The organism is Mycobacterium sp. (genome assembly GCF_044223235.1).
In the GTDB taxonomy this organism is placed as follows: domain Bacteria; phylum Actinomycetota; class Actinomycetes; order Mycobacteriales; family Mycobacteriaceae; genus Mycobacterium.
The window spans coordinates 102,273-123,098 of record NZ_JBGAME010000004.1 but is presented as its reverse complement, the minus strand read 5'-3'; the positions used below and the strand labels follow the sequence as shown (position 1 = coordinate 123,098).

Annotated in this window: 16 protein-coding genes and 1 pseudogene; 6 read left to right on the top strand and 11 right to left on the bottom strand. The window is 67.0% G+C overall.

Features of this window, described 5'->3' with window-relative positions; genetic code table 11:
• Positions 1–55 precede the first annotated feature (55 nt).
• From sucD to frc, 4 genes are all read right to left on the bottom strand, one after another.
• On the bottom strand, positions 56–955 hold the full coding sequence (sucD, locus tag ADBZ6K_RS08240) for a succinate--CoA ligase subunit alpha (RefSeq protein WP_526345386.1): 900 nt from the start codon (positions 953–955) through the stop codon (positions 56–58).
• Positions 956–958: 3 nt separating this feature from the next.
• Positions 959–2,128 carry an ADP-forming succinate--CoA ligase subunit beta gene (gene sucC, locus ADBZ6K_RS08235; RefSeq protein WP_526345385.1) on the bottom strand — a complete coding sequence of 390 codons (1,170 nt, stop codon included), beginning with the start codon at positions 2,126–2,128 and terminating at the stop codon, positions 959–961.
• A 210-nt stretch (positions 2,129–2,338) separates the two neighbouring features.
• Positions 2,339–3,736: an OFA family MFS transporter gene (locus ADBZ6K_RS08230; RefSeq protein ID WP_526345384.1), complete on the bottom strand. Its 1,398-nt coding sequence runs from the start codon at positions 3,734–3,736 to the stop codon at positions 2,339–2,341.
• 67 nt (positions 3,737–3,803) lie between these two features.
• On the bottom strand, positions 3,804–5,030 hold the full coding sequence (gene frc, locus ADBZ6K_RS08225; protein WP_526345383.1) for a formyl-CoA transferase: 1,227 nt from the start codon (positions 5,028–5,030) through the stop codon (positions 3,804–3,806).
• An 846-nt stretch (positions 5,031–5,876) separates the two neighbouring features.
• On the opposite strand from frc, the gene ADBZ6K_RS08220 reads away from it, so the two are divergent.
• The gene (locus ADBZ6K_RS08220; protein WP_526345382.1) at positions 5,877–7,268 is read left to right on the top strand and encodes an OFA family MFS transporter; all 1,392 of its coding nucleotides are present in this window, start codon (positions 5,877–5,879) and stop codon (positions 7,266–7,268) included.
• A gap of 185 nt (positions 7,269–7,453) precedes the next feature.
• On the opposite strand, the gene ADBZ6K_RS08215 is transcribed toward ADBZ6K_RS08220, so the two are convergent.
• Positions 7,454–8,188 (bottom strand): GntR family transcriptional regulator, encoded by a 735-nt coding sequence (locus ADBZ6K_RS08215; protein ID WP_526345381.1) that lies wholly within the window; start codon positions 8,186–8,188, stop codon positions 7,454–7,456.
• 276 nt (positions 8,189–8,464) lie between these two features.
• On the opposite strand from ADBZ6K_RS08215, the gene ADBZ6K_RS08210 reads away from it, so the two are divergent.
• Complete coding sequence (locus tag ADBZ6K_RS08210) at positions 8,465–9,238, top strand: IclR family transcriptional regulator (protein WP_526345380.1); 774 nt, start codon at positions 8,465–8,467, stop codon at positions 9,236–9,238.
• A 55-nt stretch (positions 9,239–9,293) separates the two neighbouring features.
• Here ADBZ6K_RS08210 and gcl read toward each other — a convergent pair whose 3' ends face one another.
• From gcl to ADBZ6K_RS08195, 3 genes are read right to left on the bottom strand one after another with little or no spacing between them, the layout of a single operon-like run.
• Positions 9,294–11,090, bottom strand: coding sequence for a glyoxylate carboligase (gene gcl, locus ADBZ6K_RS08205; protein ID WP_526345379.1), 1,797 nt, complete (start codon positions 11,088–11,090; stop codon positions 9,294–9,296).
• Positions 11,087–11,980 carry a 2-hydroxy-3-oxopropionate reductase gene (locus ADBZ6K_RS08200; RefSeq protein ID WP_526345378.1) on the bottom strand — a complete coding sequence of 298 codons (894 nt, stop codon included), beginning with the start codon at positions 11,978–11,980 and terminating at the stop codon, positions 11,087–11,089. Before ADBZ6K_RS08200 ends, gcl begins: the two co-directional genes overlap by 4 nt.
• Positions 11,977–12,834, bottom strand: coding sequence for a hydroxypyruvate isomerase family protein (locus tag ADBZ6K_RS08195; protein WP_526345377.1), 858 nt, complete (start codon positions 12,832–12,834; stop codon positions 11,977–11,979). The genes ADBZ6K_RS08200 and ADBZ6K_RS08195 overlap by 4 nt, the downstream gene beginning before the upstream one ends.
• A 313-nt stretch (positions 12,835–13,147) precedes the next feature.
• Between ADBZ6K_RS08195 and ADBZ6K_RS08190 the strand changes: the two genes are divergently transcribed.
• Complete coding sequence (locus ADBZ6K_RS08190; protein ID WP_526345376.1) at positions 13,148–14,830, top strand: CocE/NonD family hydrolase; 1,683 nt, start codon at positions 13,148–13,150, stop codon at positions 14,828–14,830.
• Here ADBZ6K_RS08190 and ADBZ6K_RS08185 read toward each other — a convergent pair.
• A complete protein-coding gene (locus ADBZ6K_RS08185) occupies positions 14,805–15,788 on the bottom strand; it encodes an NADPH:quinone oxidoreductase family protein (RefSeq protein ID WP_526345375.1) in 984 nt (327 codons plus the stop codon). The genes ADBZ6K_RS08190 and ADBZ6K_RS08185 overlap by 26 nt on opposite strands.
• 254 nt (positions 15,789–16,042) lie before the next feature.
• On the opposite strand from ADBZ6K_RS08185, the gene ADBZ6K_RS08180 reads away from it, so the two are divergent.
• Positions 16,043–16,972, top strand: a complete 930-nt coding sequence (locus ADBZ6K_RS08180; RefSeq protein WP_526345374.1) for an alpha/beta fold hydrolase — start codon at positions 16,043–16,045, stop codon at positions 16,970–16,972.
• On the opposite strand, the gene ADBZ6K_RS08175 is transcribed toward ADBZ6K_RS08180, so the two are convergent.
• The gene (locus ADBZ6K_RS08175) at positions 16,969–18,321 is read right to left on the bottom strand and encodes a flavin monoamine oxidase family protein (RefSeq protein ID WP_526345373.1); all 1,353 of its coding nucleotides are present in this window, start codon (positions 18,319–18,321) and stop codon (positions 16,969–16,971) included. The genes ADBZ6K_RS08180 and ADBZ6K_RS08175 overlap by 4 nt on opposite strands.
• Before the next feature lie 65 nt (positions 18,322–18,386).
• On the opposite strand from ADBZ6K_RS08175, the gene ADBZ6K_RS08170 reads away from it, so the two are divergent.
• Entirely contained in the window at positions 18,387–19,862 is a 1,476-nt protein-coding gene (locus tag ADBZ6K_RS08170; protein ID WP_526345372.1) for a flavin-containing monooxygenase, read from the top strand.
• 4 nt (positions 19,863–19,866) lie between these two features.
• On the opposite strand, the pseudogene ADBZ6K_RS08165 reads toward ADBZ6K_RS08170, so the two are convergent.
• A pseudogene (locus ADBZ6K_RS08165) lies at positions 19,867–20,170 on the bottom strand (phosphotransferase family protein); the annotation flags it as partial.
• A gap of 44 nt (positions 20,171–20,214) precedes the next feature.
• Between ADBZ6K_RS08165 and ADBZ6K_RS08160 the strand changes: the two are divergent.
• Complete coding sequence (locus ADBZ6K_RS08160) at positions 20,215–20,820, top strand: TetR/AcrR family transcriptional regulator C-terminal ligand-binding domain-containing protein (protein ID WP_526345371.1); 606 nt, start codon at positions 20,215–20,217, stop codon at positions 20,818–20,820.
• Positions 20,821–20,826: the final 6 nt, after the last annotated feature.

Below are 20,826 nucleotides of genomic sequence, written 5' to 3'. Positions count from 1 at the left end.
GTGAGTACGGGACTCACCGGGCGAATCGGCTGTGGGGGCGTGCGATCTGCGATTGTCAGACCTTCAGGGCCGGTTCCAGGATGTCGGCGCGGACCAGTGCGGCACTCTCCGACGGTGTCCTGCCGACGCGGACACCAGCGGCTTCAAGCGCTTCCTTCTTGGCCTGGGCGGTGCCCACAGAGCCGGACACGATGGCGCCGGCATGGCCCATCGTCTTTCCCGGGGGAGCGGTGAACCCGGCGACATAGCCGATGACGGGTTTGGTGACATGCTGCTGGATGTAGGCGGCGGCTCGTTCTTCGGCGTCGCCGCCGATCTCACCGATCATCACGATGACCTCGGTCTCGGGGTCGTTCTGGAACGCTTCGAGCGCGTCGATGTGCGTCGTCCCGACGATGGGATCCCCGCCGATGCCGACGGCGGTGGAGAAACCGATGTCGCGCAGCTCGTACATCATCTGGTAGGTCAGGGTGCCGGACTTCGACACCAGCCCGATCGGACCGGAGCCGCTGATATCCGCCGGGATGATGCCGGCATTGGATTTACCGGGTGAGATCACCCCGGGGCAGTTCGGGCCGATGATGCGGGTCTTATTGCCGGTGGCGACAGCGTGGGCCCAGAAGTAGGCGGAATCGTGGACCGGAATCCCCTCGGTGATCACGACGGCGAGCGGGATCTCGGCGTCAATCGCTTCGAGCACAGCGGCTTTGGAGAACCGCGGTGGCACGAAGATGACGCTGACGTCGGCTCCGGTCTCCTTGATGGCCTCTGCGACGGTGCCGAAGACGGTCAGTTCGGAGCCGGCGATCGTAACCGTCTGCCCGGCCTTGCGGGCATTCACGCCGCCCACCACCTGGGCGCCGGCCTGCAGCATCTTGGTCGCGTGCTTGGTGGCCTCGGAGCCGGTGATGCCCTGAACGATGATCTTGCTGGTGGAATCGAGGAAAATTGACATGAATCAGGCTCCTGCCGCTGCGAGTTCGGCCGCCTTGTCGGCGGCGCTGTCCATGGTGTCCACCTGGGTGACCAGGGGGTGATTGGCGTTGTCGAGGATCGCGCGGCCCTGTTCGACGTTGTTGCCGTCCAGCCGGACCACCAGCGGTTTGGTGGCCTCGTCGCCGAGGATCTCGAGGGCTTCCACGATGCCGGTCGCCACCGCGTCGCAGGCGGTGATGCCGCCGAAGACGTTGACGAACACCGATTTCACGTCCGGGTCGTTCAGGATGACGTCCAGGCCGGCGGCCATCACCTCGGCCGAGGCGCCACCGCCGATGTCGAGGAAGTTGGCGGGTTTGACACCACCGTGCTTCTCGCCGGCGTAGGCCACCACGTCGAGGGTCGACATGACCAGTCCCGCCCCGTTGCCGATGATGCCGACCTCACCGTCGAGCTTCACATAGTTGAGGTTCTTGGCCTTGGCTTTGGCCTCCAGTGGGTCCTCGGTCTGCCTGTCCACCAGATCGGCGTGCTTAGGCTGGCGGAACGCGGCGTTCTCGTCCAGGGTGACCTTGCCGTCGAGCGCGACGATCGCGCCGTGCGGGTCGCGTACCAGCGGATTGACCTCGACCAGCGTTGCGTCCTCAGCGACGAACGTGTTCCAGAGTTTCACGAGGACCTCGGCCGCCTGGGGCCGAATGGCCTCGGGAAACCGTGCGGCGGTGACGATCTCGATGGCTTTGGCCTCGTCGACCCCGGTTACCGCGTCGACGGGAATCTTCGCCAGCGCTTCGGGGCGCTCGACGGCCAGTTGTTCGATCTCCATCCCGCCCTCGGCCGATGCCATCGCCAGGAAGGTCCGATTGGTCCGGTCGAGCAGGAACGAGACGTAGTACTCCTCGGCGATCTCCGAGGCGGCCGTCACCAGTACCCGGTGGGTGATGTGGCCCTTGATGTCCATGCCGAGGATGGATTGGGCCCGTTCCCTGGCCTCGGCGGGGTCGGCGGCCAGCTTGACACCGCCGGCCTTTCCGCGACCGCCCGTCTTGACCTGGGCCTTGATCACGACCCGGCCGCCGATCTTCTCGGCGGCGGTCTGCGCCTCGGCGGGCGTGCTCGCCACCGAGCCGGGAAGTACCGGTACGTCGTGGCCGGCAAAGAGGTCTCTCGCTTGATACTCAAATAAGTCCATGGTTAATTGTAGACTGTATGCACTGTTGCGGAAAGGGTGAATTCCGTTCTGGCGCCACCACTTTCGGGTGTGCTCGCCGCACGGAGCCGGCCGCCCGGGCTGACATGTCCGGCGGTCCGGCCGCGCTTGTGCGGCCTGCCCCGGATACGGGAAAGCCCCGGGTGAGGTTGTCCTCACCCGGGGCCGACCCGCTGTGCGTTGAGCCGAACGCTAGTCCTTGACCAGCGTCCTCTCCTCGTCGCGAGTCACCTTCGGAAAGGGCGGCTCCGTCGGCGCCCCGTGCTTCAGCTTGGGCTGCTTGAGGAAGATCGAGATGAACGCGCACACCACGCCCACCGAACCGGCGATCATGAACGCCGCTCCGTAGCCCCAGTTGGCGACAACCATCGAGCCCAGGCCGGCGCCGACCAGGCCGGAGATGACCTTCGAGCTGTAGACCAGGCCGTAGTTGGTTGCGTTGTTGTTCTCACCGAAGTAGTCAGCCGTCATCGCCGCGAACAGCGGGAAGATCGCGCCACCGCCGAAGCCGGAGACCATCGATGCCAGCAGGAACAGCGGCATACTGCCGATGGAGCCCGACAGATAGACGGCATACTGCGACAGCCCCAGGACCACGCAGACCAGGATCAGCGTCTCGCGGCGTCCGTAGCGGTCGGAGATCCAGCCGATCACGCCGCGGCCGGTGCCGTTGATGATGGCCTTGAGGCTCATGGCCAGGGCGACGATGCCTCCGGCGAAGCCCATTTCCTTGCCGAACGGAACCTGCATGGCGATACCGAAGATGTTGATGCCTGCTGTGCAGAGCAGGACAAACCACATCAGCGGCAGGATGCCGGTCTTGATGGCTTCCATCGGGGTGTACTGCTTGGGGGCAGGCGGGTTCTTCTTCAATGCGCGAGCGATCCGCGGGTCGGCGCTGGCCTTCAACGGGTCGACGTTCGCGGGCCACCAGTTCTTCGGCGGATCCTTGAAGAAGAAGCCGCTGATGGCGACCAGCCCGGCGAGCAAGAAGCCGACGGCCGTCAGCAGCCAGGAGTAGTTGGAGACATCCAGGTAGGACGTGAACAGGAAGATGAAGGGCACCGAGCCGTAGGCGAAGCCGCCGTTGACGAAGCCGGTCTTGCCGCCTTTACGTTCCGGATACCACTTGCCCACCATGTTGACGCAGGTGGCGTAGACCAGTCCGGCCGCGGTGCCGCCGAAGAAGCCGAAGCCCACGTAGGCGATGAACACGTTGGGCGCGAAGGCCAGTGACAGGTAGCCCAGAAGGGACCCGACGGCGCCGAGCATCATCGCGCCCTTGGCCGAAAGGGTGCCATTCTCCCGCATCTTGCCGGCCGGGAAGGCGATCGCCGCCTGGAAGAACACCCATAGGCCCAGCAGCCAGAAGATATGGCCGCTCTCCCATCCGTGGGCCCCTACGAGCGTGTCCTCGGCGGAGGTGAACGCGTACTCCGACGAGCTGATCGCCATCATGGAGATCCACGGCAGCCACACCATCCATACCCGGGACCTGCCCAGGATGTCGCGGTCTGTCTCGCCGACGCGGTAGACCCTGCCGTTGTCGTCGACTATTTCTCGGTACGTTGGTTGAGCTGTAGTACTCATGATGGTCGAATGTCCTCCTGCTTCCCCGTTTGATAGTGCGCTGTTGTTAGTTGGTGTGTAAATCCATTCAGATGACCCCCTTCGCCTTGAGGGTCACGAGTTGGTCGTGGAGGCCGAGCTCCTCTCCGTAGACGTCCGCGTTGTGCTCGCCCAGAAGGGGCGAAGTCCGGACGTCGACGGGCGAGTCGGACAGTTTGAGGGGGCACCCGACGGTGGTGAATTCGCCGCGTTCGGGGTGGTCAACCCGGACGACCATGTCGTTGGCCAGCAGCGATTCGTCCTCGATGATCTCCTTGGTGGAGAGGATCGGGCCGCACGGGATGTTGTACTGGTTGAGGGTCTCGAGCACCTGCCACTTGCCGAGCCCCATGCTCCATTCCTCGATCAGCTGGAACATCTTGTCGAGCTTGTTGAGGCGTGCCTCCGGTGTGCTCCACTCCGGATCGGTCACCAGCTCCGGCCTGCCGATCAGATTGGCGATCGGCTCCCAGCCAACTGGCTGCACCACGACGTACACGTAGTCGTTGGGTCCGCCGGGCGCGCACTTCACGGCCCAGCCCGGCTGTCCTCCGCCGGAGGCATTGCCCGAACGCGGGACCTCGTCGCCGAACTCGTTGTTGGGGTATTCGTTGAGCGGGCCGCGCTGTAGGCGCTGGTGGTCGCGCAACTTGACCCGGCACAGGTTGAGCACGGAATCCTGCATCGCAACGGTCACCCGCTGTCCGCGGCCGGTGTGCTCGCGCTGGTAGAGCGCCGCCAGGATGCCGGCCACCGCGTGGATGCCGGTGCCCGAGTCACCGATCTGTGCGCCGGTGGCCATGGGCGGGCCGTCGATGAATCCGGTGGTGCTCATCGAACCGCCCATCGCCTGCGCGATGACCTCGTAGGCCTTGTAATGGGTGTAGCGACCCTCGCCGAAGCCCTTGATCGACGCGAAGATCAGCCTGGGGTTGATCTCCTGCAGGACGTCCCATCCGAAACCCATCCGGTCGATCGCGCCCGGCCCGAAGTTCTCGGCGAGGATGTCGAACCGGGGCAGCAGCTCGGTGAAGATGCGCTTGCCTTCGGGGGACTTCATATTCAGGGTGATGCTGCGCTTGTTGCAGTTGAGCATCGTGAAATACAGGCTGTCGACGTTGGGGATGTCGCGCAGTTGCTTGCGCGTGACGTCGCCGCCCGGTGCCTCGAGTTTGACCACATCCGCGCCGAGCCAGGCGAGGAGCTGTGTACACGATGGTCCCGACTGGACATGTGTCATGTCGAGGACTCGCACGCCTTCGAGTGCCTTTCGCAAGACATTCTCCTTCTTGTGAATGTGCTGATCCACGGACCGCGGCGCTTGCAGGGCCCTGCCCCCCGCGGGGAGCCGCCATGCGTACTGCCTACCGAATATTGCATACAGTTGATGTTCTTGTGAAGCCGCTCACTCGGTTTCTTCGAAAGTAACCGTCGTCACAATGCGTACGGTATACCGCATACAATGCGAAGCGCAAGATGAATCTACAGGTTTGTTATGTAAGGCGTCCTCCTCGGCGTGTCGGGCTGGACGGATCGCCATATGACGGACCCCCCGAGAGGGCCCGCCGCCTGCTGCGGGCACACCCGTGAATCGAGCCCCCGAGGTGGTCGCGTCGCTCCGCACCCCCTTATGGACTCCGGACTCCCGGTAGCTTTGTGGACTCCCGGTGTCCGAAGAGTGCGTATCGCAGATGGTCCGTGCGGGGCTGCGACGCTCGCGCCGTTCGAAGGTGGGCGGCCGACCTCGCAACGTGACCACAGGCGCCGTGCTCGGCCGGTCCCTTACCCTTGGTGGCGTACGGACTCAATTACGTTGTACGTCAACGATATTGGCGTTGTCAGTGGATAACGCCACGGCCGGTTACCTGTCGGCACGCCATTCTGTGAGAACGCTTGGAGCTTTGCTGTGAAAACGCTTGAGGCAGTGGACGACTGAGCGTTAGCTGAGTCACACTCGGACTACCGCATACGGTATGCAGTCCACCGCTATGCGGAAAGGCGGTCCGGATCAGCACAGCTGTCCCGTCGTGGTAAGTCCGCAGCCTCGACGTCCCCAACGGAACGACCCTCCCGCCGGGTCGTCGAGCACAGCCCTCTATCGTCCTTGGAGTTGAGAAGAACCATGTCCACAACGGTCGCGAGCTATCGCGAGATCACTGATGCGAACAACCGCGTCTACCGCGTCGGGGAGACCGACCGCCAGCTGCTCGGCAGATCCAGGGCCTGGATGGTCTGGCTGCCCTGGATCGCCATGATGGCGGTCAGCGTGTACGAGTACGGCTACGGCGCCGCCGAGGCGTCGCTGCGCGAGGCGCACGGCTGGAGCATGGGCGAGACGTTCTGGCTGCTGTCCATCTGGGCGTTCTTCCAGGCGGGCATCGCGTTTCCCGCGGGCAAACTCCGCGAGAAGGGGATCGTATCGCCGCGAGCCGCCATGCTCGCCGGGGCGGTCCTGTCCTCGGTAGGTTTCTTCAGCATCACGCAAAGCAACCTGATCGTCGCCTACCTCGGGTTTGCCGTGTGCGGCGGCATCGGCGCCGGCCTTGTCTACGCGACGTGCATCAACATCGTCGGCAAGTGGTATCCCGAGCGCCGCGGCGGCAAGACCGGGTTCGTCAACGGCGGGTTCGCCTACGGGGCCGTGCCGTTCATCTTCATCTTCAGCTACGCGCTGCACCCCAACACCTATGTCTGGGTCCTCGACCTGGTCGGCGTGTACATGCTTGTCGTTATTGCTTTGTGCGGCTGGCTTTTCCGTGATCCGCCGAAGAACTGGTGGCCCGCTGACATCGATCCGCTGAAGTGGGGGTCGAGCAGTAAGGGCGCGATCGCCGTGAGCAAGAACCCGCCGGCGGTGCGTCAGTTCACGCCCATGCAGGCCATCAAGACCGGCATGCTGCCCCTGATGTGGCTGTCGCTCGGCATCAGCGCCGGTGTCTCACTGTTCGGTATCAGCTACATGGTCCCGTTTGCCAAGGACCTTGGGTTCGGGCCGCTGATCGTGGCGTCGTCGGCCGGTGTGCTGTCGATCATCAACGGCACCGGGCGTACCGTCACCGGCTTCGTGTCGGACCGGATCGGCCGCAAGCAGACCCTGCTCATCGTCCTGCTGGTCTCGGCCGTGTCGCTGGTCGGCCTGTTGTACGCGGGTAAGGCGGAGAATGAGGTCGGCTTCCTGTTCTTCGCGTTCCTGGTGGGATTCGGCGGTGGCGCCTTCTATCCGATGTTCGCGGCGCTGACCCCGGACTACTTCGGTGAGAACTACAACGCGAGCAACTACGGCCTCATCTACAGTTCGAAGCTCCTCGGCTCCATCGTGGGCATCGGCGTGGGTGCCAACGTGATCGACAGTTGGGGCTACACCGGCGCGTATTGGCTCGCCGCCGCGAGCGCGCTGGTTTCGGCCCTGATCGCCGGCCTGTTCCGCCAGCCCGGCAGGGACAACGTCGCGGTCGAGTCGCGGGTGGTCAAATCGACGAGCGCGATGACGCCCGCGCCGACGCTGGCGGACTGAGCACGACCCGCCGGACCGGCCCGGCGGGGACACAGGCCGAGGGGAAAGTCACCTGACTTTCCCCTCGGCCGCGTACTGGGGCCAAATGTTCGGGTGCTGCGAGTTTGCGCCGAACCCGCACAAATAAGCCCCGGCCGGACCGAGCCGGCAAGTGGGCCAGGCCTTCGGAGGGCGCTCCGAAGGGGTCAGGCCTTCCCTTCGGCCGCCAGCAGGGCCTCGTGATAGAACTGCCGCGTCCGCTCGGTGTGTCCGCGCATGAGGTCGCCGGCCTTGGACCCGTCGCCTTTGGCGATCGCCCCGATCAGTTCGGCGTGCTCATCCCAGGCATCCTTGCCACGGGCGCGGGCGATGGGCAGGTAGTACCACCGCACCCGCCGGCCGACGGAATCGATCAAATCGGCCAGGACGCTGTTGCCGGACATCGACACGATCTCGGCGTGCAGGGCGGCGTTGGCGGCGACAAGCCCCTCCTGGTCCTCGGCCGCGAGGGCGTCGAGGCCGGTGCGCTGGATCTCCCACAGCCGCTCGACCTCGTCAGGGGTGGCGGCGTGGGCGGCCAATCTGGCTGACTCCGCCTCGAGAAGGGTGCGTACCGCAAGCAGCTGCCCAGCCTCCTCGTCGGTGGGCACGTGGACGAACGCGCCGAGCGCCGGACGAAGGTCCACCCACCCCTCACTTTGCAAGCGCTGCAACGCTTCACGCACAGGCTGGCGGCTGACGCCGAGCTGCGCCGCTAGTTCGTTCTCGACAAGATGCTGGCCGGGTTGCAGCTCGCGGGTGATGATCATCTCGGCGAGGGCGTCATATACCGCCTGTCGCAGCGGCGCCGGACGCGTCAGCGGTGGCCGCACGCCGCGCGCGGCTGTGGCTGAGGGACCCGCGGCGGCCGGGCGGGATGACGCAAGGGTGGGTTGGCTCATGGGAAACCTCCCGCTCGATATCACGGAGCCATTGCTCACGTGTTCACTTGGCCGGGCCGTGGGGCCCCTTGGTACTTAGCATACAGTCGTCAAGATCCAATCCACAGCACCGAAATTCTGCGCGCGATGTGTCGGATTGGTACCCGTGCGGGTGTAGCGGCTGGGAGTAGTTCGCGCGGTGGGCGCCGAGAAGCCTTGCTCCATCCAAAATTTCGTGATACGAAATTTATAACTCGCATCGCGGGCCATTCATTTGTGCTCATTCGGGGGGAAGCCATGGCAGCCGAGCAGGCCGGCAAGGGCGGTGTCCAATCGGTCGAGCGGGTCTTCGAGCTGCTGGAGATCATGGCGGCCGCGGGCGGCACGCTGGCGTTGGGTGAACTGGCGGCGCGTGCGGACCTGCCGCAGCCGACCATTCACCGCCTGGTCCGCACGTTGTTGACGATGGGCTACGTCCGGCAGCTGCCCAACCGGCATTACGCGCTGGGGCCCAAGCTCATTCGTCTTGGTGAGAGCGCGGCAAAGCTGATCGGGGCGTGGTCGCGGCCCCATCTGGCCGAACTTGTCGACCGCATCGGGGAGACCGCGAACATGGCGGTCCTCGACAACGACATGGCGGTCTATGTCGCCCAGGTGCCGTCGCCGCACTCGATGAGGATGTTCACCGAGGTCGGCCGCCGCGTCTACCCGCATTGCACCGGGGTGGGCAAGGCGCTGCTCATGCAGCTTTCCGACGAGGCCATCGCTGCGCTGGTGCGACGAACCGGCATGCCTGCGTCGACCGAAAATTCGCTGACCACCGTCGAGGCGCTGCTGCGTGACATCGAGCTGTGCCGGGCGCGGGGTTACGCCGTGGACGAGGGGGAGCAGGAGGTCGGCGTGCGATGCTTCGCCGTTCCGGTACCCGACGCACCGACCCTGGCGGCGATCTCCGTATCGGGCCCGGCGGTGCGTGTCACGTTGAAGTCGGCGACGAACGTCACGCCGCTGCTCAAGCGGGTGGCGCGGGATCTCGCCTCCGAATTCGACACGTCGGCAGCGGCCCTTTGACGACGCATAAGAGGCAGCCGTCTGACGACGGCTGCCTCTTTGCGGTGTGGCGAAACTAGTCGAGCAGCAGTGCGGCCGCCGTCGGAGCATCGTCGAGCGTCTCGGCGAGGTCGTTGAATTCGACGATATTGTCGATCTCCGTGCCCATGGCGATATTGGTGATCCTCTCCAGGAAGATCTCCACCACGACCGGCACCTTGTGCTCCTGGGCCAGCTGCTGGGCCCGGCTCAGGGCGGGCGCGATCTGGTTGGGTTCGGTGACCTGAATCGCCTTGCAGCCCAGCCCCTCGGCGACCCGCAGGTGATCGACGCCGTATCCCTTCGGGATCTGGGTATCGGCGTCCTCCTGCGAGTTGATGTTGTCGAAGCCGAGCGACACGTGGTAATTCATGTCGAATCCGCGCTGTGCCTGACGGATCAGGCCCAGGTAGGAGTTGTTCACCACGACGTGCACGTACGGCAGGTTGAACTGCGCGCCGACCGCGAGTTCTTCGATGAGGAACTCGAAGTCGTAGTCACCGGACAGGCCGACCACGTTGGCCGTGGGATCGGCGGCGACAACACCGAGCGCCGCGGGCACCGTCCAGCCCAGCGGGCCGGCCTGCCCGCAGTTGATCCAGTTTCGTGGCTTGAACACGTGCAGGAACTGTCCGCCCGCGATCTGCGACAGCCCGATCGCCGTCACGTAGCGGGTGTCGCGCCCGAAAACGTGGTTCATCTCCTCGTAGACGCGCTGCGGCTTGATCGGCACATCGTCGAAGTGCGTCTTTCGGTGCATGGTGCGCTTGCGCTCCTGACAGTCGGCCACCCAGCCGGTCCAGTCCGGCACGGTGCCCGCGGTGCGCCGCTCCTTGGCGATCGACACCAGCTGTTCCAGCGCCGCCTTCGCATCCGAGACGATGCCGTAGTCGGGGGCGAACACGCGCCCGATCTGCGTCGGCTCGATGTCGATGTGCACGAAGCGCCGGCCCCGGGTGTAGGTGTCCAGCCCGCCGGTGTGGCGGTTGGCCCATCGGTTGCCGATGCCGATGACGAAGTCGGACTCCAACATGGTTGCGTTGCCGTAGCGCTGGGAGGTCTGTAGTCCCACCATGCCCGCGGCGAGTCGATGGTCGTCGGGGATGATGCCCCACCCCATCAGCGTCGGGACCACGGGCACATCGAGCAGCTCCGCGAGCTCCACGAGCAGCTCGGACGCGTCGGCGTTGATGATCCCGCCGCCGGCCACGATCAACGGGCGCTCCGCGGTGAGCAGCATGTCCAGCGCCTTGGCGGCCTGCGCACGCGTCGCGGCGGGTTTGTACACAGGCAGCGGCTGGTAGGTGTCCGGGTCGAAATCGATCTCGGCCAGCTGGACGTCGATCGGCAAGTCGATCAGCACCGGACCCGGCCGCCCCGAGCGCATCAGATGAAACGCCTTGGCGAACGCGCCGGGCACCTGCCCCGGCTCGAGCACCGTCATCGCCATCTTGGTCACCGGTGCGGCGATGGCGGCGATGTCGACGGCCTGGAAGTCCTCCTTGTGCAGCTTGGCCACCGGGGCCTGCCCCGTGATCGCCAGGATCGGGATGGAATCCGCTGACGCCGAGTACAGCCCGGTGATCATGTCCGTGCCCGCCGGACCGGAGGTGCCGATGCAGACGCCGATGTTGCCCGGCGCCGCGCGGGTGAAGCCTTCGGCCATGTGGCTGGCCGCCTCCACGTGGCGGGCGAGGATGTGCTTGATGCCGCCGTGGGCGCGCATCGCCGAGTAGAACGGATTGATCGCGGCGCCGGGCAAACCGAATGCCTGTGTGGCGCCCTCGATCTCGAGGATTCTGACGGCCGCGTCGGCCGCGCGCATCCGGGTCATTTCGCCGTACCTCCGTCACGTCCCGAGAGCCGCTCGACACCCAGCAGCAGTCCGCTGTGGTCGAGTCCGCCGTCCCCGTTGGCCAGGGCCGATGCCATCAGCTGGGCCACGACGGCACCCAGGGGGATGACGACACCGGCCTCCCGCGCCGCGGCGGTGACGATGCCCATGTCCTTGTGGTGCAGTGCGATGCGGAAACCCGGCTCGAAGTCGCGGCCCAGCATCTTGCCGGCCTTCTGGTTCAGCACGGCCGAACCGGCCAGCCCGCCGCCGAGCACCTTGACCGCGGCTTCGATGTCCACGCCGTAGGCCTGCAGGAACGTGATCGCCTCGGCGAGCAGTTCGATGTTGCCCGCGACGATCAGCTGGTTGGCGGCCTTGACGGTCTGGCCGGCGCCGTTGGGTCCGACGTGGGCGATGGTCTTGCCGACGGTGTCGAAGATCGGCTTGGCCTCGGCGAAATCCTCCGGGCTGCCCCCGACCATGATCGACAGCGTCGCGCTCTTGGCGCCCGGCTCACCGCCGGAGACGGGCGCATCGAGGATGCGCAGGCCCCGCTCGGCAGCGATCTTGGCCAGTTCGGCGGTCACATCCGGCCGGATCGAGGAGAAATCGATGATCAGGGTTCCCGGTTGCGCGTGCGCGAACACACCGCCTTCCGAGAGCAGCACGTCCTGGACATCCGGGGAATCGGGGACCATGACGGCGACGACTTCGGCGTCCTTGACGGCCTGTTCGACGGAATCCGCGGACGATCCTCCGGCCTCGACCAGGGCGGCGGTCCGCTCCGCGGACCGGTCGAATCCGATCACGGTGTGACCCGCCCGGACCAGGTGGCCGGCCATGGGTCCGCCCATGATGCCCAGCCCGATGAATGCGACGGTGCTCATGAAGTCCTCGTTTCTTCGGTCTTGCGAAGGGTTGCGGCGCTGACGCCGTTGGCTGCGCGGTCGGACTGGGGAAGCCAGTCGAACGTGTCCGCGCGGGTGGCCTTGTACTCGAGGCCGATGTAGCCCGAGTAGCCGTAGGCCAGCAGCTGGCCCAGGTAGGCGTCCAGTCGCAGATCGCCGGTGCCGGGTTCACCACGGCCTGGCGAGTCGGCGATCTGGACGTGGCCGATCCGCACGCTGTAGTCACTGATCGCGGCCGTGACGTCGTCGCCGTTGACGGAGAGGTGGTAGAGGTCGGCGAGCAGTCGCACGTTGTTCTGCCCGTGTTCGGTCTGTACCCGGTCGATGACGCGAACCGCATCGGCAGCGGTCTTCAGCGGGTAGCGTGGCGCCCCGCTCACCGGCTCGACCAGGACCGTCGCGCCGATCCGGCTTGCCGCCTGCGCGGCGTGGGCGAGGTTGGCGGCGGCCACGTCGTCCTGGACCTGGGGAGTCACGTCCTCGGCGCGGTTTCCGTAGAGCGCGTTGAACGCCCGGGTACCGAGCTGTTCGGCAATGCCGACGGCGATCTCGACGTTGTCACGAAACGCAGTGGTCAGCTCGGGATGGGACAGGATCCCGCGGTCGCCCGCCGGCATATCCCCGGCGGCGAAGTTGAGCCCGGTCAACTGCACACCAGCGTCCTCGATGGCGGCCACGAATGCGGCTACCTCGCTGTCTGCCGGCGTCGGGGTGGCGAACGGCCACCAGTATTCGACGGCTGTGAAGCCCGCTTCCCTGGCCGCGCGGGGTCGGTCGAGCAGCGGTAGGTCGGTCAGCAGTATCGAGCAGTTCACGGTGTAGGTGGCGGTCACCGCTCCAGTCCTTCCTGTGGTGGTCCGGCCGCGCTCGTCGCGGGCCGTCGGACAGCAGGCGGAAGACCGAACGGCGATCACCGTACTGGCGACCACGCTGCTGATTCCATAATGCGGAATAACAATTTTGTTTTACGGAATGAAGTGAACCTTGTCTACAGGATCCTGTCAAGGACGCATCTGTGAGCTGGGGTAGTGTCGGCGATCCGGCCGCATCGGCAGCCGCATGGGATATGGCCAACCGGTCGAATGGACAGCCAGCGTGACGATGGGAGCGTGACGGAGCGCAGATGCGCACGCGACGTGAATGCCCATGACGCTCATGACACGGTTGGTCACCAACCTGATCCCGCGCTGGCTGGGCATGGGCCCGGCGACCACCGAATACACGGTCACCCGGGCCGTCCCGGTGCCCATGCGCGACGGGGTGGCGCTGCTGACCGATCACTACGCCCCGATGTCGGCGCCAGTGACGGCAGCATTGTCGACCCGAATGTCAGCCAAGCCCGAGGGCACCCTGCTGATGCGGAGTCCCTATGGACGTGACGGGCTCGCGGTAGCCCTCACGGCCGGGGCGTACGCGGCGCGGGGACACCACGTCGTCGTGCAGAGCGCGCGCGGCACATTCGGTTCGGGTGGTGAGTTCGTGCCGGGCAGGAGCGAGGTGGACGACGGCGCCGACACAGTGGCCTGGCTGCGCCGCCAGCCCTGGTTCACCGGGCGGTTCGCCACCGTCGGCGCATCTTATCTCGGCTTCACGCAGTGGGCGCTGCTGATGGACCCGGCACCCGAACTGGCCACCGCCGTGATCACCGTCGGCCCCCATGACTTCGGCGAAGTTCCTTGGGGGAGTGGCTCTTTCGCGTTGAGTGATCTGCTGGGCTGGAGCTTCATGGTGGCCCACCAGGAGGATCCGGGCAGGATCAGGTCGCTCATCAGGTCGGTGGCCTCACGGCGGCGCGTCGCGTCGGCGATTGACGCGTTGCCGCTCGCCGCGGCAGGCCGGGCGCTGCTCGGCGGGCGCGCCACCTGGTACGAGAGCTGGCTCGAGCACCCCGACGTGGACGACGAGTTCTGGGCGCCGCTGCGATTGCACGCGGCCCTGGACCGGGTTCAGGTCCCGGTGCTGTTGATCGCCGGCTGGCAGGATGTCTTCCTGACCCAGACCGTCGCGCAGTACCGGAGGCTGCACGAGCGGGGAGTCGACGTCGCCCTGACGATCGGGCCGTGGACGCACATGCAGGCGGGCCTGCACGGCGCGCGTCGGATCACCCGTGAGCGCCACGACTGGCTCGCCGAACACCTCTCGGAGCGTCCGTCGCGACGGTTCAGCCCGGTCCGGGTGTATGTCACCGGCGGCGGCGGGTGGCGCGATATGTCGAGCTGGCCACCGCCCGCACAGGACAGGACGCTCTATCTCGGGGCGGGCGCGCGTTTGTCGTACGACGACGCGACGTCCGCGCCGAGATCGTCGTCGTTCGTCTACGACCCCGCCGACCCGACACCGACCGTCGGCGGACGGCTGTTGTCCTCCGACGGCGGATACCGCAACGACCAGCGCCTTGCCCGCCGCGCTGACGTGCTCACCTTCACCGGCCCTGCGCTGTCCGCCGATGTCGAGGTCATGGGCTCACCGGTCGTGGAGCTGTTCCACACCACCGACGTAGCGCACGCCGACGTGTTCGTGCGGCTCAGCGAGGTCGACGACGCGGGGCGCTCGCGCAACGTCAGCGATGGCTATGTCCGGCTCGACGCCGATCGCCCGTCACCGCTGCGCATCGAATTCGACCCGGTCGCACATCGGTTCCGGGCGGGCCGTCGCATCCGGCTGATGATTGCCGGAGGATCGCACCCTCGCTTCGCCCGCAACCCCGGAACCGGTGATCCGCCATCGACCGCGACGCGCCTGACGCGCTGTGTGCACACCGTCGATCACGGCGGCCACAAACGGTCACGGCTGGTGTTGCCGGTCAGTGTCCCGCCGGACGCACGGTGAGGACGACCTTGCCCTTCGCCGTGCGGTTCTCCAGGCTCGCGATGGCCTCGTTGGCGCGCTCGAGCGGATAGAGGACCGGGTCGGGTGCGGGCACCGTGCCCGCGGCCAGCAGTGGCTCCAACTCGGCCCACTGTTCGGCGAGGTAGCTGGGGTGACTGAGCACCCACGCACCCCATCCGACACCGACGACGTCGATGTTGTTGAGCAGCAAGCGATTTACCCTGACCGTGGGGATTTCGCCGCCGGTGAACCCGAGCACCAGCAGCCGGCCCGCGGGTGCCAGGCAGCGCAGCGAATCGGTGAACCGATCCCCGCCGACCGGGTCGACGACGATGTCGACGCCGCGGCCTTCGGTCAGCGACATGACCGCATCCTTGAACCCGTCGGCGAGCACCACATCCGAGGCGCCCGCGGCCTCAGCGACGGCGACCTTCGCCGCGCTGCCGACCACCGCGATCGTCCGGGCGGCACCGAAAGCCGGCGCCAGCCGCAGCGTCGCCGTTCCGATGCCGCCCGCGCCACCGTGCACCAGGACGGTCTCGCCCGGTGCGAGTCTGCCGCGGCTGCGCAGCGCCGCGTGCACCGTCAGGTCGTTGAACAACAGTCCGGCGCCGGCTTCGAAGGACACCGGATCCGGCAGTTTGAACACCTGATCCGGGGGCAGCGCGGCGACCTCCGCCATGCCGCCGCACAGCATCGTCAGGCCCGCGACGCGGTCACCCGCGACGACGTGGGCGCCGGGGGGAGCGCTGCGCACGACACCGGCCACCTCACCGCCGGGGATGAATGGCAGCGGTGGTTTGTACTGGTAGAGCCCGCGGGACTGAAGCGCGTCGGGAAACGACACGCCTGCGGCGTGCACGTCGATGACGACCAGTCCGGCGCCGTCCGGTTCGTCGACCTCCACGACCGCAGCCGCGGCCGGGCCGTCGAGTCGGGCTATCTGGATCGCTCGCATCGCACTCCTCTCGCCACCGGGCCCCGTCTGAAAGCCGGGGCACCATTTAACAACGGCGCCCGGCATGCGAACAGACTCGACCCACCGGTAGGTAGACTTGTGGGCCACGGCAAGGTTGCCGCACCTGATCGGAGCTGCTCATGAGACGTGGCCAACGGGTCCGCAGTACGACGTCGCACCAGCCGGCCCGCCTCACCTTGGCCACCGGCCGGCGGCCACGTTCCGCACGACCCAGGTTTGCCGCCGTCGACGACATGCCGCCAGGGCGGCCCGTGCGCGTCCATTCGAAGGATGGGGTGTTCCTGCACGCCGAGGTGTTCGGCCCCGAGGACGGCTACCCGATCGTCCTCGCGCACGGCATCACCTGCGCGCTCGAGATGTGGGCCTACCAGATCGCCGACCTGGCCTCCGACTATCGCGTCATCGCCTACGACCTCCGCGGCCACGGGCGCAGCGGGGTTCCGCCGGCGCGCGGCAACCGCGGCGACCGCGGCAACTACAGCCTCGACCATCTCGCGGGCGACCTCGACGCCGTGCTGGAGGCGACGCTGGCACCGGGTGAGCGGGCGGTGATCGCCGGGCATTCGATGGGAGGAATGGCCATCACGGCCTGGGCCGAGCGCTACCCCGACCGCGTGCACCGACGCGCGGATGCCGTGGCGCTCATCAACACCAGCACCGGGGACGTCATACAGAACGTGAGATTTCTGCCGATGCCGCCGCCCCTGGCAGGCGCCCGCCTCGTCGCCGCGGGCACGCTGCTGCGGATGTTCGGAGCGACCCCGCTGGTGCGGATGGCCGAGCTGCCCAGCCGGCGGTTCGTGTCGACGCTTGCCGTTGGACGCGATGCGGATCCCGCGGTCATCGATTTCGTCTACGACCTCTTCGAGTCGACACCCGCCGCGGGCCGCGGCGGGTGGGTCAGGACGATGGTCGACGCGATGGGGTCCCAGCACATCGACCTGAGGCATCTGACCGTGCCGACGCTGGTGATCGGCAGTGACCGCGACCGCATCCTGCCGATCGGCTCGTCGCGCCGAATCGCCGACGCCGCACCGAATCTCACGGGTTTCGTCGAGCTGGCCAGTGGCCACTGCACGATCGTCGAGCGGCCCGACGAGGTCAACAAGCATCTGCGGGCACTTGCCGAATCGGTGACCGAGCAGCGGCGGGCCACGTCCTAACCGTCCAGTTCGCGGTGCACCTCGGCGGCGGCCCGCAGTCCCGACCGTACCGCTCCGTCGAGGAAACCCGTCCATCTGTCGGCGGTCTCGGTGCCGGCCCAGTGGATTCCGCGCACCGGCGTGCGCAGCCAGCGTCCGTACCGGGTCCACGCCCCGGGCGGCGGTGCCGCGGTCGGTCCACCCGGCGCGAATTCCTCTGTGTCCCAGCAGTGGTCGACGTAGTCGATCGGATTAAGTGCTGGGATACCGAACAGTGACGCGAAGCCGGCCAGCGCCCGCTCGCGGCGCTGGGCGGCAGGCATCGAGTCGAACGTTCTCGCATCGGCGAAGCCAAGCAGGATCCCGGGTCCCCCGTCGGGACTGACGTCGAACGTGACGAACACCGGTCCCTCATCCGACAGTGCCTGACCCGAACAGCCGTGGGCGCGCCAGAACGGCGTGTCGTAGGCGGCGTAGGCCTTGCTGAGTTTCCCTTGCGGCCAGTGACGGGCGAGTTCGCCGCACTCGTCGGGCAGCGGCGGTGAGAATGCGATGTCCGCGCGATGCGCCGGCGGCACCGCGACGATCACGGCTCTGGAGTTGATCCGCGTCGATCCGCACTCCGCGGTCAGCGTGCCTGCGTCGTGTCTGCCGACTGCCCGGACCGGTGAGTGCAGCACCACCCGATCGCCGAGTTCGGCGGCCATCCGCACCGCTATCTGCTGGGTGCCGCCGGGTAAGTGCTGTTGCTGCGCACCACCTTTCACGTCGAGCAGCGGGCCTAGACCACCGGCGGCCCGCACGTAGCGCGCCGCATGCAGCATCGAGACCGCATCCGGTTCACACCCCCACGTCACCCGCGCCATGATCGCCATCAGGTCGCGAGTCGACCCGCTTGCGTATTCCGAACGTAGCCAACCGTCGAGGGTCTGACCATCGAGCCGGCGCGCGGCGGGCGCGGTCCACGGCTCGGCCTGCGGCACTGCGCCGCAGATCCGTCCGAACCGCCACCGGATGCGTGCGACGTCCAGCAGTTGCGGGACCGACAACCTGGGGATGGTGCTCTGGTAGGCCCGCACGCGGCCTCGCCACCGGATCAGGTTCAGGCCCTGGTCGTAGGTCGGCGTTGTCTGGCAACCGAATTCGGCGGCCAACGCCAGCACCGCGTCCTGGGTCGGGCCGACGAACGTGGCCCCGAGATCGACGGGGGTGCCTGCGATCGTCGCGGTGGCCGAGCGGCCGCCGACCCGGTCCCTGCCCTCCAGGACCACCACGTCCCGATGCCCGAGCCGGACGAGTTCGCGTGCGGCCGACAGGCCGGCAAACCCGCCGCCGACCACGACGACCTCGGCATCGGCACGGATGCTCACCCGATCAGGCTCTCATGTCACGGCGCGGATCACTATCGTGGGACGGCGGACCACAGGAGGTACCGATGACCGATGCCGAGTACTTCGACGTGGTGATCATCGGAGCCGGCATCTCCGGTATCGGGGCCGCCTACCGCATCCACGAACGCAATCCGAATCTGACCTACACCGTGCTCGAACGGCGTGAGCGCATCGGCGGCACCTGGGATCTGTTCCGGTACCCGGGCGTCCGATCCGACAGCGACATCTTCACGCTCAGTTACCCGTTCGAGCCGTGGACCCGGGCCGAGCTGATCGCCGACGGCGCCGACATCCGCAACTACCTCGTCGGCACGGCCGACAAGTACGGCATCGGCGAGCGCATTCGCTTCGACACCGCGGTGACCGCCGCCGACTGGGATCCCTGCACCGACCGCTGGACGATCCACATGACCCAGGCCGGTGCGGCCAGAACGTATCGAGCGCGGTTCCTGTACTTCGGTACCGGTTATTACAACTATGACCAGCCGTACACGCCGGATTTCCCGGGGGCCGACCGGTTCACCGGTGCGGTGGTCCATCCGCAGCACTGGCCCGACGGGCTGGACTGCGCAGGCAAGCGGGTTGTGGTGATCGGTAGCGGCGCCACCGCGGTGAGCATGGTACCTGCGCTGGCCCAAGTGGCAGCCACGGTAACGATGCTGCAGCGTTCACCCGGCTACCTGGCATCCATCCCGCGAATCGACCCGCTCGCCCAGCGGATCCGGGACAGGCTGCCGCTCAAGGGGGCCAACGCAACGGTGCGTGCTTACCGAACGTCGGTGATGCTGGGCAGCTATTGGGTATTCCGGCGCGCACCTCGGTACACCCGGCGGCTGATCCGCCGCGCTGCCGTGCGGAGCCTGCCCGCCGGCTATGCAGTGGACACCCATTTCAACCCGCGCTACAAGCCGTGGGACCAACGGCTGTGCTTTCAAGTCGAGAACGACCTGTACCGGCGGATCGGCGACGGCAGCGTCGAGATGGTGACCGACCATATCGATCACTTCGACGCCGACGGCATCGTGCTCACGTCTGGCGCACGTATCGACGCCGACGTGATCGTGACCGCGACGGGTCTACAGCTGCAGGCGCTCGGTGGCGTCGCGCTGAGCGTCGACGGTGCCGAGGTCGAACCGCAGGACCGGTTCGTCTACAAGGAGTATCTGCTCGAGGATGTGCCGAACCTCGCTTGGTCCGTCGGCTATATCAACGTGTCGTGGACGCTGAGGTCGGACCTGACGGCGCGGTCGGTGGCAAAGTTGTTGGCCTACATGGTCTCTCACGGCTATACCCACGCCTACCCGCATCTCGGCGATGTTTCGATGCCCGACAAACCGGTGTGGGACCTGGACGCGGGCTACGTCCGGCGGGCAGCGCATGTGCTGCCGAAGTCGGGAACCCGCCGGCCGTGGACCGTCCGGCACAACTACGTGTTGGATGCCATCGAGCACCGGTTCGATCGCATCGAGGAGTCGATGGTGTTCGGCCGGTGCGCCACCGGGGCAGCCCGGAGAGACTGAGTCCGTACTCCGTCAGGAAGAACGGCTGGCCGACGATCTCGCCGGTGTCCTCCAGTCAGCGCACGCGGGGCGCCGGCACGTCGGTCAGTTCGGCGGTCAGACGTCGTTCGTCCCACCGTCCGGTGAGCAGAATGGTCACCGACGACATACCGTTGGCATTGACACCGCCTTGGGCGGTGATATCGGGGGCAACGCCGCCGGGCAGCACCGTGGACAGCCACCGTGAAACCGCCGCGGGGACGTCGGCAATATCTCGGCTGCAGCGTCGGGAGCCGATCGACGTCTATGACGGCCGGTTCACCGGTCACGAACCTGTCCTTCCCGCAGCGATTACGAGACGGTGGGTAGCGATATGAAAGCAGACGGGTCCGCGGTTGACAAGGGCACCGGATCCGGGCGACCCCGCGATCGTCGCATCGATGAGGCCATCCTGCACGCAGCCGCGGATCTGCTTGTGCAGTCCGGCTATTCGAACCTGACCATGGTGGCGGTGGCCGAGCGCGCGGGGACCACGAAGACGGCGCTGTACCGCCGATGGTCCAGCAAAGCCGAGCTGGTCCATGAGGCGGCGTTCCCGGCGGTGCCGTCCGCGTTGGAAGGTCCGCCGGGTGACATCGCCGCCGACATCCGCGCGATGATCGTCGCGGCCCGTGACGTCTTCACCAGCCCGGTGGTGCGCGCCGCGCTGCCGGGCCTGATCACCGACATGGCCTCGGACCCCGGGCTCAGCAGTCGGGTGATGGACCGGTTCGCCGGGTTGTTCGGCGCAGTGCGGTCGCGCGTCGCCGACGCCGTCGAACGCGGGGAAGTGCACGCCGATGTCGATCCCGACCGGCTGGTGGAGATCATCGGCGGAGCGACGATGCTGCGGCTGCTGCTGGCGGCCCGGCAGCCGCTCGACGAGCAATGGGTCGACCAGACCACCGCGATCGTCACCCACGGCGTCGTCCCGCGTTGAATCTGG

Bases quoted from the DNA above. Each gene is read 5' to 3' on its own strand.
- sucD (WP_526345386.1), bottom strand. From the start codon at position 955: ATGTCAATTTTCCTCGATTCCACCAGCAAGATCATCGTTCAGGGCATC.
- sucC (WP_526345385.1), bottom strand. From the start codon at position 2,128: ATGGACTTATTTGAGTATCAAGCGAGAGACCTCTTTGCCGGCCACGAC.
- ADBZ6K_RS08230 (WP_526345384.1), bottom strand. From the start codon at position 3,736: ATGAGTACTACAGCTCAACCAACGTACCGAGAAATAGTCGACGACAAC.
- ADBZ6K_RS08220 (WP_526345382.1), top strand. From the start codon at position 5,877: ATGTCCACAACGGTCGCGAGCTATCGCGAGATCACTGATGCGAACAAC.
- ADBZ6K_RS08215 (WP_526345381.1), bottom strand. From the start codon at position 8,188: ATGAGCCAACCCACCCTTGCGTCATCCCGCCCGGCCGCCGCGGGTCCC.
- ADBZ6K_RS08210 (WP_526345380.1), top strand. From the start codon at position 8,465: ATGGCAGCCGAGCAGGCCGGCAAGGGCGGTGTCCAATCGGTCGAGCGG.
- gcl (WP_526345379.1), bottom strand. From the start codon at position 11,090: ATGACCCGGATGCGCGCGGCCGACGCGGCCGTCAGAATCCTCGAGATC.
- ADBZ6K_RS08200 (WP_526345378.1), bottom strand. From the start codon at position 11,980: ATGAGCACCGTCGCATTCATCGGGCTGGGCATCATGGGCGGACCCATG.
- ADBZ6K_RS08190 (WP_526345376.1), top strand. From the start codon at position 13,148: ATGACGCTCATGACACGGTTGGTCACCAACCTGATCCCGCGCTGGCTG.
- ADBZ6K_RS08185 (WP_526345375.1), bottom strand. From the start codon at position 15,788: ATGCGAGCGATCCAGATAGCCCGACTCGACGGCCCGGCCGCGGCTGCG.
- ADBZ6K_RS08180 (WP_526345374.1), top strand. From the start codon at position 16,043: ATGCCGCCAGGGCGGCCCGTGCGCGTCCATTCGAAGGATGGGGTGTTC.
- ADBZ6K_RS08170 (WP_526345372.1), top strand. From the start codon at position 18,387: ATGACCGATGCCGAGTACTTCGACGTGGTGATCATCGGAGCCGGCATC.
- ADBZ6K_RS08160 (WP_526345371.1), top strand. From the start codon at position 20,215: ATGAAAGCAGACGGGTCCGCGGTTGACAAGGGCACCGGATCCGGGCGA.